Here is a 16,756-nt window from a genome sequence, read left to right as displayed (position 1 = left end):
CTCTCAGCGTTCAGTCACCGATATGGTTTTCAGGTCAGCCGGTCGCATGTCGAGCCAGTGATTTTCGATGTACTCAATGCAAGACGCCCGCGATTGTGGTCCGAATACCCTTTCCCACCCCGTGGGTAATGCCGCGAACACCGGCCACAGGCTGTATTGCCGACGTTCATTCATCAGCACTGAAAAGACCAGGCTGTCATCATCAAACGGGTTTTGCTGTTCCTGATGCATTCATATCACCTCATCTGTTGGTTTCATTCGTATCCGGCCACATCAGCCAGCAACCAGCGAGTGCCATCAATCAGGCCACCGCGCCAGCAGAGCGCATCATGACCACCGGCGTAGACGCGGTAATTCACCCGATGTCCGGCGGCGACCAGCGCCTGGTTCATCTGCTGATTGACAAAATCAATATCTTGTTCACGATCACCCGCTTCCTGAAAGATGGTCAGTGGCGTTTGTGTGCCGACACCTTGTCGTACCTGTTCCACCAGCCAACCGGGCTCATGGCTGTCGCACGCGTTAAACTGAGTGATGAACTTCAGATTCGGCCACCAGAACGAACCGGATTGGGTCAACACCCGACCAAACCGGTGTGGCCAGTGCAAACCGGCATACAACGCCGCCAGTCCACCATAACTTTGGCCGGCTACCACGGTTCGCTGTGGATCATCGCTAAAAGAGGTGTGCTGTGCCGCCAACGGCAGCAGCTCGGTCTGCACGGCCTGCCAGAAATTTGCGTTGCACGTCAGCTCCCGCTCACGACAATCCATGTCAATCACATCAATGAATAACCAAACGGCCGGCGGTAACTGGCCGCTGACCGTTTCTATCTCCAGCGCGGAGTACAGTGGTATTTCCTCGGCCCAGTTCTGTCCATCCAACACAATGATCAGTGGGCGCTGCGTTGGTAGTGCAGTATTACCCGTGCTATATAGCCAGATACGTCGCTGATTACGCAGTTGCAGGCTTTCCCATTGGAAAATCTGCAACCGCCGACTGTCCGGCGCGGTTGCCTGCCCCTGATCCAATGCCAGCCATGCCTGTTGAGGCGGGGCATACGGCATATGAGCCGCAGAAAGAGATTCCCCCCGATGTGTGAGATGTGGTTGTAGTGGATTAAGCGGATCGGCAATGGCATGCGGAAACAATGAGCACCACCACTCACGTTGTTGCTGGCAACGTTGTTGACGATCACCGCTAAACGCCGGCGGCAATTGCTTCCCGGTAACCGGAATCAGGCTGTAACTTCCTCGCCAATCATCTTCAATATCCAGTGACCAATGCCAGACATCCGTTCCGGCCAGACGCTGCAAACTTTGCGGCTGAAAACTGTGGTGATCGGTAACACCGTTGACATCAATGTAAACCTGCTGAATGGCGGACTGCCGCTCATCTCCGGCAGGATCGCGCCAGAAGAACGTCACTCGCACTCGTTTCCCATCCAATGATTCCACTAACGGCGTCCCCATACTGGCGATACCACGCCACCAGTTTTCCTCCCCCGCCGTCGGCGATGAAATGAGTTCTGCTGCGCAACCCGACGACTGCGTTTCCGACATGTAAACCTCCCAGGTTATGGCCTCTTCAATTTGCTTACACTTAGTTAACAAAACTAATGATTTATATAAAAACACATAGCCAGACACACAAACACAAATAATATTGAGAATTATTTACATTTGCAATAAGATAACGACCTCTCTTTTCATGAGAGTGCGAAACCAACGTGTTTTACGGGCTACCAATCTGAAAATTCATACCACACGCTAATCGCGTGAGGTGGTTAACGTGGATTTTCGGCACATGCCATAACCGACATGGTTCAAAACAGCTGATGTATTTAAAACAATGCCGTCTTCTGAAGGGATCACTACATGTTTAAAACGACAAAAAAACCATTAGAAAATATGATGTTTTTGCACGCCGATAATCGCAGCATGCCGCTTGTTTTGGCGTCTGCTCTGCTCATGACGCCGCTGGCGCATGCTAAGGCAGCGACTAATACAGCAAACACCAGCGACACCATTGTTGTCAGCGCTGACACCACAGAAAGTGTTACCGCACCACTGCAAGGGATCGTGGCCAAAGAGAGCGCCTCAGGCACCAAGACCAATACCCCACTGGTGAAAACACCACAGGCCATCAGCGTGGTAACCCGTGACCAGATGGACGCACAGGCGGTTTCCTCGGTAGCAGACGCCTTTAACTACTCCAGCGGTGTCGTCACCAACTATCGAGGCTCTTCCAACCGCAATGATGAAGTTATCTCCCGTGGCTTCCGCTATACCGCCAAATTTCTTGATGGCCTGAGTTATGGTCTGAGCGGCCAGGGCGCCGCACTGGGTAAAATTGATCCCTGGTTGCTGGAACGTGTCGAGTTAGTGCATGGTCCGGCGTCAGTCCTTTACGGACAGGTAAATCCCGGTGGGATGATCAACATGACCAGCAAACGCCCAACCGCTGAAGCGATCCATAAAATAGAGTTCAGCACGGGGAACCAGCATCTGGGCGAGGCGGCGTTTGATTTTGGCGGCGCGTTGAATGACGATAAAACCCTGCTTTACCGTCTGAACGGTATCGCCAGCACCAAGCATGAATTCGTCAAGGACTCTAAACAACAACGAGTAGCGATTGCGCCAGCGATTACCTGGCTACCAAACGCCGATACCAGTTTTACGCTGCTGACCAGCTACCAGGATGACCCGAAGGCTGGATTCCGTAACTTTCTGCCAGCCTACGGCACGGTCTTGGGAAACAGTGCCGGTACGGTACCTTACGATCTGAATGTCAGCGATCCGAACTATAACCAGTCAAAGCGGGAACAAACCTCAATAGGGTATATCTTCGATCACTCCTTTAATGACGTATTCTCCTTCCAACAGAACGTCAGATACAGCCAGTTGAATGAAAAATATAAGTATCTCGTTTACACCACCGGGGGGTCAGAAACCAGCACCATACTATCCCGACGTCAGCAACGGGAAGAGACAGAGGTCGGTGAATTCGGCGCGGATAACCAGCTAAAAGCAAAGTTTGATACCGGTGAAGTCAAACATACCGCCGTTGGTGGTCTCGACTATAAATGGCAAAACCGTGACTATAAGTACTGGCGATTGGGGGGCAGTCAGTACGATTTTGACTGGGCTAATCCTGTTTATGGCGGGTCTGCCATTGTGGATGACAGTGCATTGAATCTCATCACCAGCACCAAGAAAAAACTGACTCAAGTCGGGGTCTACCTGCAAGATCAGTTGGAATGGAACCACTGGAATCTGCTGTTGTCTGGTCGTCATGACTGGAGTGAAGTCCGCACACTGGATCGCACAACTGACAGCACAACCCAGCAGAATGACCATAAGTTTACCGGCCGTACCGGCCTGCTGTATGCCTTTGACAACGGCATTTCGCCTTATATCAGTTACAGTACCTCGTTTGAACCCAACCTGGACAATGGCGCCCCTGGCTCCGATCCATTCAAGCCCACGACCGGCGAACAAAAAGAAGTCGGGATAAAATTCCAGCCCAAAGGCAGTAACACACTACTGACCGTATCACTGTTTGATATCACCCAGAAAAACATTACCTCTTACAACAGCGTGCTTGGTTATAACGAACAAATCGGCAAGGTGAAATCCAAAGGGGTGGAAACCGAGGTACATACGCAACTGACGCCGGAAATCAGCCTGATGGCGGCATATACCTATACTGATGCGGTCACCAAGGAGAGCAACACCGCCAACCAGATCGATAAGAGCCCGTCATCAATTCCTCGCCATACCGCGTCAGCCTGGGGTAGCTATCGCTTCCTGGACGGTGCGTTGAAAGGCGTTACCGTTGGCAGCGGTGTGCGTTATATCGGCACCAGCTATGGTGATAACGCCGAGAGTTTCAAGGTTCCCTCATATGCCTTGTATGACGCCATGGTCCGTTACGATCTGGCCGAAGCGTCGTCACACCTGAAAGGGGCGGCGGTACAGCTCAACGTCAATAACCTGGCAGATAAACATTATGTCGCGTCCTGTAGCGGCACTACCTCCTGTTTCTATGGCAGTGGTCGTAGCATTGTCGCCACCGTCAGCTACAGCTGGTAACCCATAGTCATAACGCCGGGGCACGACGCCCCGGTCTGAAAGGCAGGCGCGGATAGCGTTGCAGCACCGTGTCCTGAACAAGTCACACGCACTAACTGTCGTTCATTTATCTGTAATCGGTACATTTACCTATAGAAATGCGAATCGCACCTGCTGCGATGCTCATTTAACAGACATAAGGAACAAACCGTGTCTATTCGATCTGCTCAGCCTTTATTTGCTCACGCCTCGTCTCTGGATATCAGCAATCTTCATCATGACGATTTTCTTTTCCTGTCACCTGACAAAAGTCTGCATACCCACGGATGTTATGCGTCACTAACGCACCCGGTTGATGATGGCGCGATGCTCAACGGCCATTTTCAGCATCAGGTTCGTCGGTTATTCGCCCAGGCACACCGTGATGGTATTGAAAACCCGCTGATTGTCGGTGCCATCCCTTTTGATAAAAAGCAGCCAGCCAATCTGTTTATGCCACAGAGTCAACACTGGTTTTCGCGCGACACGCTGGCAACCGGCGTACAAACAGAAGCGGCCATTCGTATCCGTCAGTTGCGTCAAATACCGGCCAACGCAGACTTTTGCCAAATGATCCGTGAGGGTGTTAATGCCACCCGCAATGGCATACTGGATAAAGTGGTACTTTCCCGCCTGCTGGAGATAGAAACCGATCAGCCGCTGGACTCAATCCGCCTGTTATTACAGCTTAATCAACAGAATCCCGGTAGTTATAACTTTCATGTGCCGCTGGCTCAGGGCGCGCTGCTAGGAGCCAGCCCGGAACTCTTGTTACATAAACAGGGCAATCACATCACCTCTCAACCCTTGGCCGGTTCCGTCCGCCGTAGCGAAGATTCCGGCGAAGATATCCAACTGCGCCAATCATTGCTGGATTCAGCCAAAGATCGTCACGAGCACAACCTGGTAATCAGAGAGATGCGGCACGTGCTGGCCCCTCGCTGTCGCACATTACAGATACCGGGAACCCCTTCTCTGCTCAGCACACCAGTGCTGTGGCATCTGGCGACCCACATTATCGGTGAAGTCAGTGACCCACTGGAGAATGCACTGTCGATCGCCTGCCTGTTGCATCCGACGCCGGCGTTATGCGGTGCGCCATATCAGCAGGCTAAAAACCTGATCGACAAACTGGAACCGTTTAATCGTGAACGCTTCGGCGGCATTGTCGGGTGGTGTGATGCACAAGGTAATGGTGAATGGGTGGTGACCATCCGCTGCGGTGAAGTCCATAAGAACAGCATCAGATTATTTGCTGGTGCCGGTATTGTGCCCGACTCACAGCCCACGGCGGAGTGGCACGAAACCGGCGTCAAATTAAGCACCATGTTGCGCGCCTTTGGCCTGAGGCAGGATGAGGAGTGTGCGGCATGAGTATTGAATTCACTCGCTGGCCGGCAGAGCGGGAACAACGCTACCGGGAACGTGGATATTGGGTCGATTTGCCACTGTGCGATATTCTCGACCGTCAGGCCAACAACGATGCTATCGCCCTGATCTGCGGTGAACGGAGGTTCAGTTATCGCCAGCTACACCAATCTGCCAATCGTCTGGCTTCCGCGCTTCTGCGCCGCGGGGTGCAACATGGGCAAACCGCACTGGTACAATTGGGCAATATCGCCGAATTTTACCTGACCTATTTCGCGCTGTTACGCGCTGGCATAGTGCCGGTGAATGCCCTGTTCAACCATCAGCGCAGCGAACTGTGTGCCTATGCCGAACAGATCACCCCGGCATTACTGATCGCCGATCGCAGTCACAGCCTGTTTCACGATGACAGTTTCATTCAGGAATTACAGCAGCGTTACCCTTCCCTGCAACACATTATACTGCGTGGCGATAATGGCTCCCCCGACGATCTGGCGATATTGCTACAAGAAGAAACGCCTATATTGCCAACCGCCCCTACGTCGGCTGACGATGTCGCCTTTTTCCAGCTTTCCGGCGGGAGTACCGGCACACCCAAGCTGATCCCACGTACGCACAACGATTACTACTACAGCATTCGTGCCAGCGTGGAGATCTGCCATTTTGATCACCATACCCGCTACCTGTGTGCCTTACCGGCAGCCCATAACTATCCGATGAGTTCACCGGGAGCATTGGGCGTATTTTTCGCCGGCGGCAGCGTGGTGATGGCGAGTGATCCCAGTGCCACCAGCTGTTTTCCACTCATTGAGCGCCATCAAATTAATGTCACCGCGCTGGTGCCGCCAACCGTCACGTTATGGCTGGAAGCCATCGAACTATGCGGGAGCAACGCCTCGCTACACAGTCTCAGGCTACTGCAAGTCGGTGGCGCTCGCTTGAGTGAAGCGCTGGCCAGACGTATTCCGGCCTGCATCGGCTGCCAGTTACAGCAGGTTTTCGGCATGGCGGAAGGTCTGGTGAACTATACCCGGCTAGATGACGATGAAACTCATCTGTTCACTACGCAAGGGCGCCCTATCAGTGAGGATGACGAAGTGTGGGTCGCCGATGCCGAGGGAAATCCCTTACCATGCGGACAAGTGGGGCGACTGATGACCCGCGGCCCTTATACCTTCTGTGGTTACTATCGTAGCCCGCACTACAATCATCAAGTTTTTGATAAAAAAGGATTTTACCGTTCTGGCGATCTGGTTATCCAGACAGAAAACGGTTACTTGCAGGTTGTTGGCCGGGAAAAGGACCAGATTAATCGTGGTGGAGAAAAAATTGCCGCTGAAGAGATTGAAAACCTGTTGTTACGCCACCCCGGGGTGATAAACGCCGCGCTGGTGGCAATTCCGGATCCATTGATGGGTGAAAAAAGCTGTGCCTTTATCGTCGCCCGCGAAAACATCAAACCCGTGGCCCTACGTCGCCATCTGCGTGAACAAGGTATTGCCGACTATAAATTGCCGGATCGTTTTGAACACATCTCGTCATTGCCCGAAACACCGGTAGGCAAAGTTGATAAACAGCGGTTGCGCCAGCTCGCACAGCAGCGCACTCAACCTTAATTGCAGGAGAATAACCCATGAGCATCCAGAAACTGACTGACTACCCCCTTCCCACAACCGGTGAACTGCCTGGCAACAAAGTGAACTGGCCATTGGAACCACAACGAGCCGCGTTGCTGATTCATGATATGCAGGACTACTTTCTGAATTTCTGGGGCGAAAACAGCGCGCTGACCACTCAGTTGATTCAGAATATCGTGCGCCTGAAACACTTTTGCCGTCAGCAAGGTATCCCGGTATTTTATACCGCCCAACCCAATCATCAGCACGATGCCGACCGGGCCTTGCTCAACGATATGTGGGGGCCGGGTATTAACCGCTATCCCGAACAACAAAAAATTGTTGCGGCCCTGACGCCGGAAATCACCGATACCGTACTCGTCAAATGGCGCTACAGTGCGTTCCAGCGTTCCACGCTGGAACAACAACTCAGTGATGCCGGTCGTAATCAGCTGATTATATCTGGTGTGTATGCGCATATCGGCTGTCTGACCACAGCCAACGACGCCTTCATGCGAGATATCAAACCCTTCATGGTCGCCGATGCGCTGGCTGACTTCTCGCGGGAAGAACACATGATGGCGCTGCGCTATACCGCGGGTCGTTGCGGATGTGTGATAACCACTGATCAGTTGCTGGCAACCACACCATCCCCCATGAGTTACAGCCCATCACGCCTGCGAGCCGAGTTACTGCCACTACTGGATGACGATAGCGCCGACATTGGCGATGATGAAAACCTGCTCGATTACGGGTTGGATTCCGTGCACATTATGTCGTTGGTCGCGCGTTGGCGACAGGCTGGTCACGACCTGGACTTTATCTCGCTGGTGAAAAAACCCACCATTAGTCACTGGTTGTCGCTGCTCAATGCCCTACAACGGGAGGAAGCATGAACCAACAGATCGATTTTCGTGGTAAGCAAGTATGGGTAACCGGCGCCGGACGTGGTATAGGCTATGAAATCGCCTGCCGTTTCACCCAGGCCGGAGCAAACGTTATCGGTTTTGATCTGGCGTTTCCTGATTACGATATCCCTTTTACGCCCAGGGTGCTGGATATCAGTGATGCTGTCGCAGTCGCCGACAGCTGTGGCGAGTTACTGATGCGAACGCCCAGCCTGGATGTTTTGATCAATGGGGCCGGCATTCTGCGCATAGGCGCGACTGAAATACTCAGCCAGCAGGACTGGCAGGCGTGTCTGTCGGTCAATGCCGGCGGTGCGTTCAACCTGTTTCAGGCCGTCATTCCCCAGTTCCAACAACAACGTAGCGGGGTCATTGTTTCCATTTCATCCAACGCCGCGCATGTTCCCCGGGCAGGTATGGCGGCATACTGCGCCTCCAAAGCCGCGTTACGCAGCTTATGTCTGACAGTAGGCCTGGAACTGGCCCCCTATGGTGTCCGTTGTAATCTGATCTCTCCAGGCTCGACAGATACGCTGATGCAACGCGGCTTGTGGCACTCCCCCTCGTCAGAACAAGACACCATTACCGGGTTCCCCACACAGTTCAAGCTGGGCATCCCGCTGGGAAAAATTGCCCATCCGCGAGATATCGCCAACGCGGTTCTGTTTATGGCATCCGACCTGGCCGGCCATATCACATTACAGGATGTGGTGATTGATGGTGGCGCAACACTGGGGGCCTGATCATGTACCACCGCACACCATGGCTGGCGGTGGACATAACCACAGAGGCACTAAATATTGGGCATCGTATTCAAATGCGGAAGGTACAGATTTCCAACCAGTAAAACATATTGTGCTGTATTTCAATATTCACGACGGCGGTCATTGACTGACAAATAACGTCAAATCTCGTTATCGACATCAGAAATATACCGAAAATTTTACTATTCCCCGAGCATCATCCGGCAGAGTTTTAACAACTATCATGATCAACGGTTCCGAAGCCGGAACCGGCAGTAACTAATTCTGTACAGAATAATTCAGTTTTCATACACTGCATGAAGTTGTTTATTTTCATTCTTGAAAATGATGATAGTAACAAAACAGTAATATATTTGCTTTATATAATAAGGCAAATAGGAATAATGGAAGTAGTCGTTCTATGGAGGGAGAAATGAAGATATTTTTGGCCACCCTAGGTTCCGCGGGTGATGTTTATCCTTTTATCGCCATTGGCGAGTCACTTATACAAGCCGGTTATGATGTTTATCTTTGTACCAACCCTTTTTTCGAAAAGACCGCACTTGAAAGGCATCTAAAATTTATTTCCGTGGGTACCAATGAAAATTATCTGGCCGCTGTTAACTCCAAACGATTGTGGCATCCGAAATATGCCTATAAAGAAATTTGTCACTTCATGATGCAACAACAACAGCCGCTTTATGATGCACTGAATAGCGTGACAGATGAATCCTCAATTATACTGACTTCTTTATGGGCGTTTTCTGCCAAGATGTTAAGTGAGAAAAAAGGCTGCTGTGTTATTCCCGTCAGAGTCAGCCCTTCAACTCTCATGTCAGCTTATGAAACCGCGCTTCATCGGTATACTGCCTGGTTATCACACTTTCCGATCAGAATCCGTAGAATCGTGCTAGGGCTAATCGAAAGATATATTATCGATCGGGAATTAGCCCCCTATATTAATCAGTTTCGCGTATCTATCGGCTTGCCTAAAATTCATAAAATCCTCACATCCTGGACGCATAAAACAGATTCCAATGTTATTTGTCTTTTCCCAGACTGGTTCGCCGCGCCACAACCTGACTGGCCGCGACATATTAAACAGGTCGGGTTTCCTCTGTTTAATTTATTAGCGCATCAGGAAACCGATGATCTGGACTGTTTTTTTAATGCCAGTAACAAAACCGTCATATTTATGCCAAGCTGGGCACTTAGTGCTAATAACAGCGTGGTAGCTGAGTTAATAGTAAAAGTCAGAAAAAAAGGATTTCAATGTCTTATTATTGGGAATAAGAATTCACTTTATGACCATGATAAAGGCATTCGTATTGAGAACCACATCAATTTGGAAAAATATCTGCATCGTTGTGTCGCTATTATCCATCACGGCGGTATTGGTACGACCGCGCAATCTTTCTTCGCGGGCATACCTCAACTGATTATCCCCAGCGCATTTGATCAGTTCGACAATGCACGGCGCATCAGCAATCTTAACTGTGGTTTGGCCCTCAGTGAGACAGACGACGCTATCCTTGACGAAAAGCTGGGACGCATTTTATTTGACCGCTCCATCGCCCAACATTGTTGCTACATAAAAAACCAGTTTCAGGCAAATCAGAATGTGTACGAGCAAATAGTCGCCATCGTGCGTGCCGCACAACTGAATCACAACACCCCGATGGTCTGAAAACCCGACGTTCCTGAATAACCCAATCCGGTTTGATGCATTTCCGGTCATTTTTCATATCATCCAGATTGGGTTCAGTTCACAAAAACCATTCCGCACAGATATTTCCTTCATAGCGCCCTATTTTTTCTCGCGTTAACCGTCAATACTATTTTATACCCCAAGTAATTCGAGTTGCAGGAAGGCGGTAAGAGAGTGAATCCCGAGGAGCTTACTCAGGTAAGTGATTCGGGTGAACGAACGCCGCCAACACACCTGCAACTTGAAGTATGACGGGTATAGTCATTTATCTCATCACCCGATGACGACACGCAATAAAAAAGTGCATGCAAATTGCATGACCCATTGGTTGTATATAAAGACAAACACCTTAAATGAAACCAACAGGAGTAATCATGGCTTCAGGAAAAAGGTTTCTGACAGTCAGCCTGGCCGCATTGCTGATCAGTGGAACCGTTCATGCCGCATCTATTCCCGCCGTAGAAGCAAAAAATGGCATGGTTGTCAGTTCACAGCATCTTGCCTCACAAGTGGGCATTGATGTGCTAAAAATGGGCGGAAACGCCATTGATGCAGCCGTCGCCGTTGGTTATGCCCAGGCTGTGGTGAATCCGTGCTGCGGCAACATTGGTGGTGGTGGGTTCATGACTATTCATCTGGCCAATGGCAAGAACACGTTTATCAACTTCCGTGAAACAGCACCCGCAGCGGCAACAGCCAAAATGTATCTGGATGCCGACGGTAACGTGAAGAAAGGTGCCAGCCTGTACGGTTACCTGGCTGCCGGGGTGCCCGGTACCGTACTCGGTCTGGAAACCGCGCGGAAAGAGTATGGCAAGCTAAGCAGGGAACAGGTAATGGCCCCCGCCATAAAACTGGCACGCAAAGGTTTCATCCTGACCCGTTACGACACCGATATTCTGGATACCACTGTCAAGCGTTTCAAACAGGACCCGGAAGCCGCTCGCATTTTCCTGCGTCCTGACGGCAGCCCGTTACAACCAGGTGACCGATTGGTGCAAACCGATCTGGCCAATACGCTACAGGCGATTGCCGATCACGGCCCGGATGCGTTCTATAAGGGGAAAGTGCCTCAAATCATCGCCGACGCAGCCAAAAAAGGCGGCGGAATACTGACATCGGCAGACTTCGCCAATTACAAAGTGACTGAAACCGCGCCAGTCAGTTGTACTTACCGCGGCTACAACTTTGTCTCTTCCCCACCCCCTAGCTCCGGCGGCACCACGATGTGTGAAATACTGAATATTGTTGAGGGTTATGACCTGAAAAGCATGGGTTTCAACTCCGCGCAGTCAATACACATTCTGACCGAAGCCATGCGTCATGCCTATATGGACCGCAACACCTATTTGGGTGATCCGGCCTTTGTAAAAAACCCACTCGATCGACTGCTGAGCAAAACCTATGCCGCCGAGATACGCGAAAAAATCAAACCGCAAGACGCCACGCCTTCCACCCAGGTGAAACCCGGGGCAGCGCCGCATGAAAAACTGGAAACCACGCAGTATTCGATTGTCGATAATCAGGGCAACGCCGTCTCTACCACCTACACCATCAATGGCCGTTTCGGTGCGGGAGTCATCGCCCCTGGTACCGGTTTTTTCCTCAACGATGAAATGGATGATTTCACGACCAAGGTCGGTGCGCAAAACCTGTACGGTCTGGTACAAGGAGAGCGTAACGCCATTGCGCCCGGTAAACGTCCGCTGTCATCCATGAGCCCGTCGTTGGTCACCAAAGACGGTAAAATATTCCTGGTGCTGGGTTCGCCGGGAGGATCGCGGATCATTACCATTACTCTGGAAACCGCACTGAATATCATCGACTACGGTATGGCACCACAAGAAGCGGTGGATGCGCCACGTATTCATCATCAATGGTTACCGGATAAGGTCTATTACGAGCAGCGCGGATTGTCTGCTGATACACTGAAATTATTGAAAGAACGGGGTTATGACATGGTGGAACAAACACCGTGGGGCGCGGCTGAACTGATTATGGTCGGTCTGCCTGGCGCGGCAGGCGTCTCCTCGGCATCGTCTGGCAATGACGCCGCCGTATCCGGCAAAGTCCGTGAGGGATATTTGTACGGTGCCAACGATTCACGCCGCCCGTCCGGTGCCGCTATCGGTTATTGACGCGCCACACAACACTGACGAAGAGAGTGAAAGCATGGTGATGGAAAAACACGGCTTTTACCCTTCAGAAGCAGAGAAACGCATGGCTATGCATTTGTATGCATAGCCATGTATAACGTAAAAAACGGGTAACGATGAATATAGCGGAAAGCACCAGCGAAGCGCATATGGACTCTCCCGGTGCTTTCCCACTTCAGCGTGTTACTTCAATGGCAGATAGATATCAGTAACCAATTCTGTTTCCCGCGTTTCCGGAAACAGATTGACATAATGAAAGTAGAGCGGAAAATCCCTCAGTTTCTCACCGCTCTGTGGTAACCAGTCCCGGTACAAGGGGGAAATGCTTTCCCCCAGACGCTGATGTGCGCCATAGTGTCTGACTCTGGCACAACGGCCACCGGGGATTGTTTTGGCGATGACGCCCTGAGCATTGACTGGGACGTCGGCGGTCACTTCACCACAAATGTCAAAGCGATACAGTGCCGGCTCTGTGGTTTCGGGATTATCGTAGGCAATACCAAACGTCCGGTTGCTGCCTTGCGGCGACAGACCGCTTTCCCGCCGCCAACGGATAAACCGATCGATGGTATCGTTAAGTTTTTCCATCGGACCACAGTGCTCAAGTGTCGCAACCCGTGTGGTTTTGAAATCAACGATGTCAACCTGCATAATGATTCTCCTTTCCGGTAAACGGAATCGATACACATAATGTCAGGTATCCCCGTCGGGAGGCCGTTGAAAAGTAGACAGCGGCTGGCCAAAGGTGCTCCTGAATAAACACGTAAACGACCCCAGTGTTTTACACCCGACCTCTAGCGCCACATCAATTACTCTGACGCCGCGTTCAAAATCAAGTCAGTGAGTGGCGCGCCGCAGCCGTAGAATATATCCAGAAACGGTGATACCAATACAGTCAGTAAACGTAGGTGAAAGTGTGAAAAAGTAGAAACCCGGCTGAGACACGCCACCGTCATCGATTCATGTAGATAATCTTAGATGCAGTCGAGCACCTTATCAAAACGTGAGACATACCGCTGTTGCTGCCCCACGACTCACCGCAGCCAACTATGCCTGCGCATGCGGCTGACGTCACCGTCAGGGCACGGCGATCCCGCCAATAAAACAATTGATAAAGTCGTTCAACCATTCGGCCTGCATGCCTGGTCGGTGTACCAGATAATAGGCGGCGCCGGTCTTCACCGTGTCGTCAAACGGCATTATCAGCCGCTGTTGCTGAATATCCTCCGCCACCAGAGTGATATCCGCAATGGCAATACCAAACCCTTGAATTGCCGCGCTGATAGCCAAATCCATGGTGTCAAACTGCTGGTTACGACGCATCACCTGCTCGTCGATGGGGTGCGTTTTCAACCATAACCGCCAGTCCCGTTGGTCATAAGTCGGATGCAAAAACGTCAGTCGGCAGAGCGACGCCTGCGTCAGCGTACCCGGCCCGTCAGGCAACAGATGCGGTGCCAGCACCGGCGACAATACTTCATCAAATAATTTGCCGTCATGCTGCTGTGGTGCAACATCCGGCGCGAAAACGATGGCCACATCGAAGTCTTCGATGTTGAAATCGACATCATGTTCCGTGGTGGTGGTCAATGACACATGAATATCGGGTCGTTCCTGCTCAATATTCATCAGCCGTGGTACCAGCCAGCGCATCGCACAAGTCGGCGCCTTCATTCGGATAATCCCGTTCTTACGATAGGCGTTATCAGTGGCCGTAAACAGCCGATCAAACGCTTCCCTGATTTCCGGCAACAGTAAACTGCCTTGCTGTGTGAGCCGCAGTCCTCTGGCCTGACGTTGGAACAAGGAAAACCCCAGCCAGGCTTCCAGCGCCGCAATTTGACGGCTGACCGCGCCTTGCGTGACAAACAGCTCTTCCGCCGCACGGGTAAAATTAAGATGCCGCGCCGTGACCACAAAGGCATGCAGTGCATTAAGAGGAGGTTTTCGTTTGTTCATTCGATCTTTTAACCCGGATCCAGTCATTTATATTTACCGCATAAGCCATGCGTTTTTCTCATGGCTATTATGACAACAATTCGATTGTGGCGACAATACGAGAAACGTCTAATGAGTGAATACTTATTCATTTATAACGGCAAAAACGGAGAACACTATGCCGATTCAAACCCCGGTACAATTCAGCTCTAAATTACCGGATGTAGGTACTACCATCTTCACCGTTATTGGTCAGTTATCCAGTCAACACCATGCCATCAACCTGTCACAGGGTGCGCCCAATTTTCCGTGCTCGCCAAAGTTGATTCACGCGGTCACCCATGCGATGGAGCAAGGTCATAACCAATATGCGCCAATGTCCGGACTGGTGTCGCTGAAAGATATCGTGGCTGAAAAAGTGAAACGGCTTTATGGGCAAACCTATGACGCCGGCAGCGAAATCACGATTACCGCCAGTGCCAGCGAAGGGCTGTATGCCAGTATATCGGCGCTGGTGCATCCGGGGGATGAGGTGATCTACTTCGAACCCTCATTTGACAGTTATGCCCCCATTGTCCGGCTGCAAGGGGCCACGCCAGTAGCGTTGAAATTGTCCGTGCCATCATTTTCCATTAACTGGGATGAAGTGCAGGCCGCCATTACTCCGCATACCCGGATGATTATCATCAATACGCCGCACAATCCCAGCGGACAGGTATTGAATGCCGAAGACCTGATGCAGCTAGCTAATGTGACCCGCAACACCGATATCGTGGTACTTTCCGATGAAGTGTATGAACACATCGTATTTGATAATCAGGTGCATCACAGCATGGCAACCCATAACGAGCTGGCAACTCGCAGCGTGATTGTGTCGTCATTCGGTAAATCCTTCCACGTGACCGGCTGGCGAGTGGGTTTCTGTCTGGCGCCTGCCGATCTGATGAATGAAATCCTGAAGGTACATCAGTTCCTGATGTTTTCCGCCGACACGCCGATGCAGTACGCACTGGCGGATTACATGGCTGATCCGGCCACTTATCTGTCACTATCCGCGTTCTATCAACAGAAACGAGATCTAATGGTCGATCAACTAAACGATGGACCGTTTACATTACTGCCTTCGGCCGGCTCCTTCTTTATGCTCGCCAGTTATGCTCATTTCAGTGATGAAAGCGACAATGACATGGTGAAGCGGCTGATTATTGACCATGGTGTTGCCACCATTCCACTGTCGGCGTTCTATGCCGATGGTACGGATAATAAATTGATTCGTTTGTCATTTTCCAAAGATGAAATGACTATCTGCGCCGGTGCAAAGGCTTTGTGCCAGGTGAAATAAAGACGTCTGATAGAAATCCCATATATGTTTCGTTAATTATCGTGTTATTCACCAGAGAGCATCCTAAAAATGAAAAAATTAAGCATATTGCTGTTATCGCTGGGCTTCCTGTCCTCCACTGTGGTATTAGCGCAAACTGAACTACGCTTTGGTCTGGAAGCGGAGTACCCGCCATTTGAAAGTAAAAATGCTCAGGGCCAGTTGGTAGGGTTCGATATCGACCTGGGGAACGCTATCTGTAAAGCCGGGAATTTTAAATGCTCCTGGGTGGAAGGATCATTTGATGCTCTGATCCCAGGGTTAGAGTCCAAGAAATTTGATGCCATCAACTCGGCGATGAACATCACGGATAAACGCAAAGAAGCCATTAATTTCACCAACCCGATTTACCGTATCCCAACCCAGCTTGTCGGCAAGTCGAATGCGGGTCTGGCCCCAACGGCGGCAGGACTAAAAGGTAAAAGCATCGGTGTCTTGCAGGGCTCAATTCAGGAAGTGTTTGCCAAAGCCCACTGGGAACCGCAAGGCGTCACCGTTATCTCCTATAAAGATCAGAACCTGGTGTATAACGACCTGACGGTTGGTCGTCTGGATGGTACGTTGGTTATGGCCGCAGCCGGACAATCCGGTTTTCTGGACAAACCCGAAGGCAAAGGTTTTGCGTTTATTGGTCAGCCCGTGGAAGACAGCAAAATTCTGGGCAGTGGCATCGGCTTCGGGTTGCGCAAAGGTGATACCACGTTAGCCACTGAACTCAACAATGCCATCAGAAAAGTTCAGGCCGATGGTACCGTTGATACACTGGCCAAGAAATACTTCCCCGGCTTTGATGTGCGGGTAAAATAATTTTTCAATCCGTTCTCTG

The 16,756-nt window shown here is 51.0% G+C and carries 13 protein-coding genes; 9 read left to right on the top strand and 4 right to left on the bottom strand.

The genetic code is table 11. The features are described from left to right. Positions 1 to 3 precede the first annotated feature (3 nt). Both CWC46_RS10845 and fes read right to left on the bottom strand, forming a co-directional pair. Positions 4 to 231 (bottom strand): MbtH family protein, encoded by a 228-nt coding sequence (locus tag CWC46_RS10845; protein WP_021016563.1) that lies wholly within the window; start codon positions 229 to 231, stop codon positions 4 to 6. Positions 232 to 254: 23 nt separating this feature from the next. Further along, a complete protein-coding gene (gene fes / locus CWC46_RS10840; RefSeq protein ID WP_021016564.1) occupies positions 255 to 1,562 on the bottom strand; it encodes an enterochelin esterase in 1,308 nt (435 codons plus the stop codon). Positions 1,563 to 1,877: 315 nt separating this feature from the next. Between fes and CWC46_RS10835 the strand changes: the two genes are divergently transcribed. The 7 genes from CWC46_RS10835 to ggt all read left to right on the top strand — a co-directional run bounded on the left by CWC46_RS10835 (position 1,878) and on the right by ggt (position 12,593). Beyond that, complete coding sequence (locus CWC46_RS10835; RefSeq protein WP_021016565.1) at positions 1,878 to 4,094, top strand: TonB-dependent siderophore receptor; 2,217 nt, start codon at positions 1,878 to 1,880, stop codon at positions 4,092 to 4,094. Between the two features lie 189 nt (positions 4,095 to 4,283). Then, positions 4,284 to 5,486, top strand: coding sequence for an isochorismate synthase (locus CWC46_RS10830; RefSeq protein WP_021016566.1), 1,203 nt, complete (start codon positions 4,284 to 4,286; stop codon positions 5,484 to 5,486). Further along, entirely contained in the window at positions 5,483 to 7,096 is a 1,614-nt protein-coding gene (locus CWC46_RS10825; RefSeq protein ID WP_021016567.1) for a (2,3-dihydroxybenzoyl)adenylate synthase, read from the top strand. The genes CWC46_RS10830 and CWC46_RS10825 overlap by 4 nt, the downstream gene beginning before the upstream one ends. A gap of 17 nt (positions 7,097 to 7,113) precedes the next feature. Then, on the top strand, positions 7,114 to 7,992 hold the full coding sequence (locus CWC46_RS10820) for an isochorismatase family protein (RefSeq protein WP_021016568.1): 879 nt from the start codon (positions 7,114 to 7,116) through the stop codon (positions 7,990 to 7,992). After that, positions 7,989 to 8,747, top strand: a complete 759-nt coding sequence (dhbA, locus tag CWC46_RS10815; protein WP_021016569.1) for a 2,3-dihydro-2,3-dihydroxybenzoate dehydrogenase — start codon at positions 7,989 to 7,991, stop codon at positions 8,745 to 8,747. Before CWC46_RS10820 ends, dhbA begins: the two co-directional genes overlap by 4 nt. A gap of 433 nt (positions 8,748 to 9,180) precedes the next feature. Further along, positions 9,181 to 10,434, top strand: coding sequence for a glycosyltransferase (locus CWC46_RS10810; protein WP_021016571.1), 1,254 nt, complete (start codon positions 9,181 to 9,183; stop codon positions 10,432 to 10,434). Positions 10,435 to 10,829: 395 nt separating this feature from the next. Then, a complete protein-coding gene (gene ggt, locus CWC46_RS10800; protein WP_021016572.1) occupies positions 10,830 to 12,593 on the top strand; it encodes a gamma-glutamyltransferase in 1,764 nt (587 codons plus the stop codon). Between the two features lie 201 nt (positions 12,594 to 12,794). Here the strand turns inward: ggt and CWC46_RS23250 are convergent, their stop codons facing one another. Together CWC46_RS23250 and CWC46_RS10790 are read right to left on the bottom strand one after the other, a co-directional pair. After that, entirely contained in the window at positions 12,795 to 13,262 is a 468-nt protein-coding gene (locus CWC46_RS23250) for a GyrI-like domain-containing protein (RefSeq protein ID WP_021016573.1), read from the bottom strand. A 426-nt stretch (positions 13,263 to 13,688) separates the two neighbouring features. Further along, positions 13,689 to 14,570 carry a LysR family transcriptional regulator gene (locus tag CWC46_RS10790; protein WP_037382119.1) on the bottom strand — a complete coding sequence of 294 codons (882 nt, stop codon included), beginning with the start codon at positions 14,568 to 14,570 and terminating at the stop codon, positions 13,689 to 13,691. Between the two features lie 157 nt (positions 14,571 to 14,727). Here CWC46_RS10790 and CWC46_RS10785 point away from each other — a divergent pair, with 157 nt between their 5' ends. Both CWC46_RS10785 and CWC46_RS10780 read left to right on the top strand, forming a co-directional pair. After that, complete coding sequence (locus CWC46_RS10785; RefSeq protein WP_021016575.1) at positions 14,728 to 15,891, top strand: methionine aminotransferase; 1,164 nt, start codon at positions 14,728 to 14,730, stop codon at positions 15,889 to 15,891. A gap of 69 nt (positions 15,892 to 15,960) precedes the next feature. Further along, positions 15,961 to 16,737 (top strand): ABC transporter substrate-binding protein, encoded by a 777-nt coding sequence (locus CWC46_RS10780; RefSeq protein ID WP_021016576.1) that lies wholly within the window; start codon positions 15,961 to 15,963, stop codon positions 16,735 to 16,737. Positions 16,738 to 16,756: the final 19 nt, after the last annotated feature.

It is taken from the genome of Prodigiosinella confusarubida, from assembly GCF_002847015.1.
Classification (GTDB): Bacteria; Pseudomonadota; Gammaproteobacteria; order Enterobacterales; family Enterobacteriaceae; genus Prodigiosinella; species Prodigiosinella aquatilis.
Note: the sequence above shows the minus strand (reverse complement) of the source record. Positions and strands in the feature narration are given on the sequence as shown.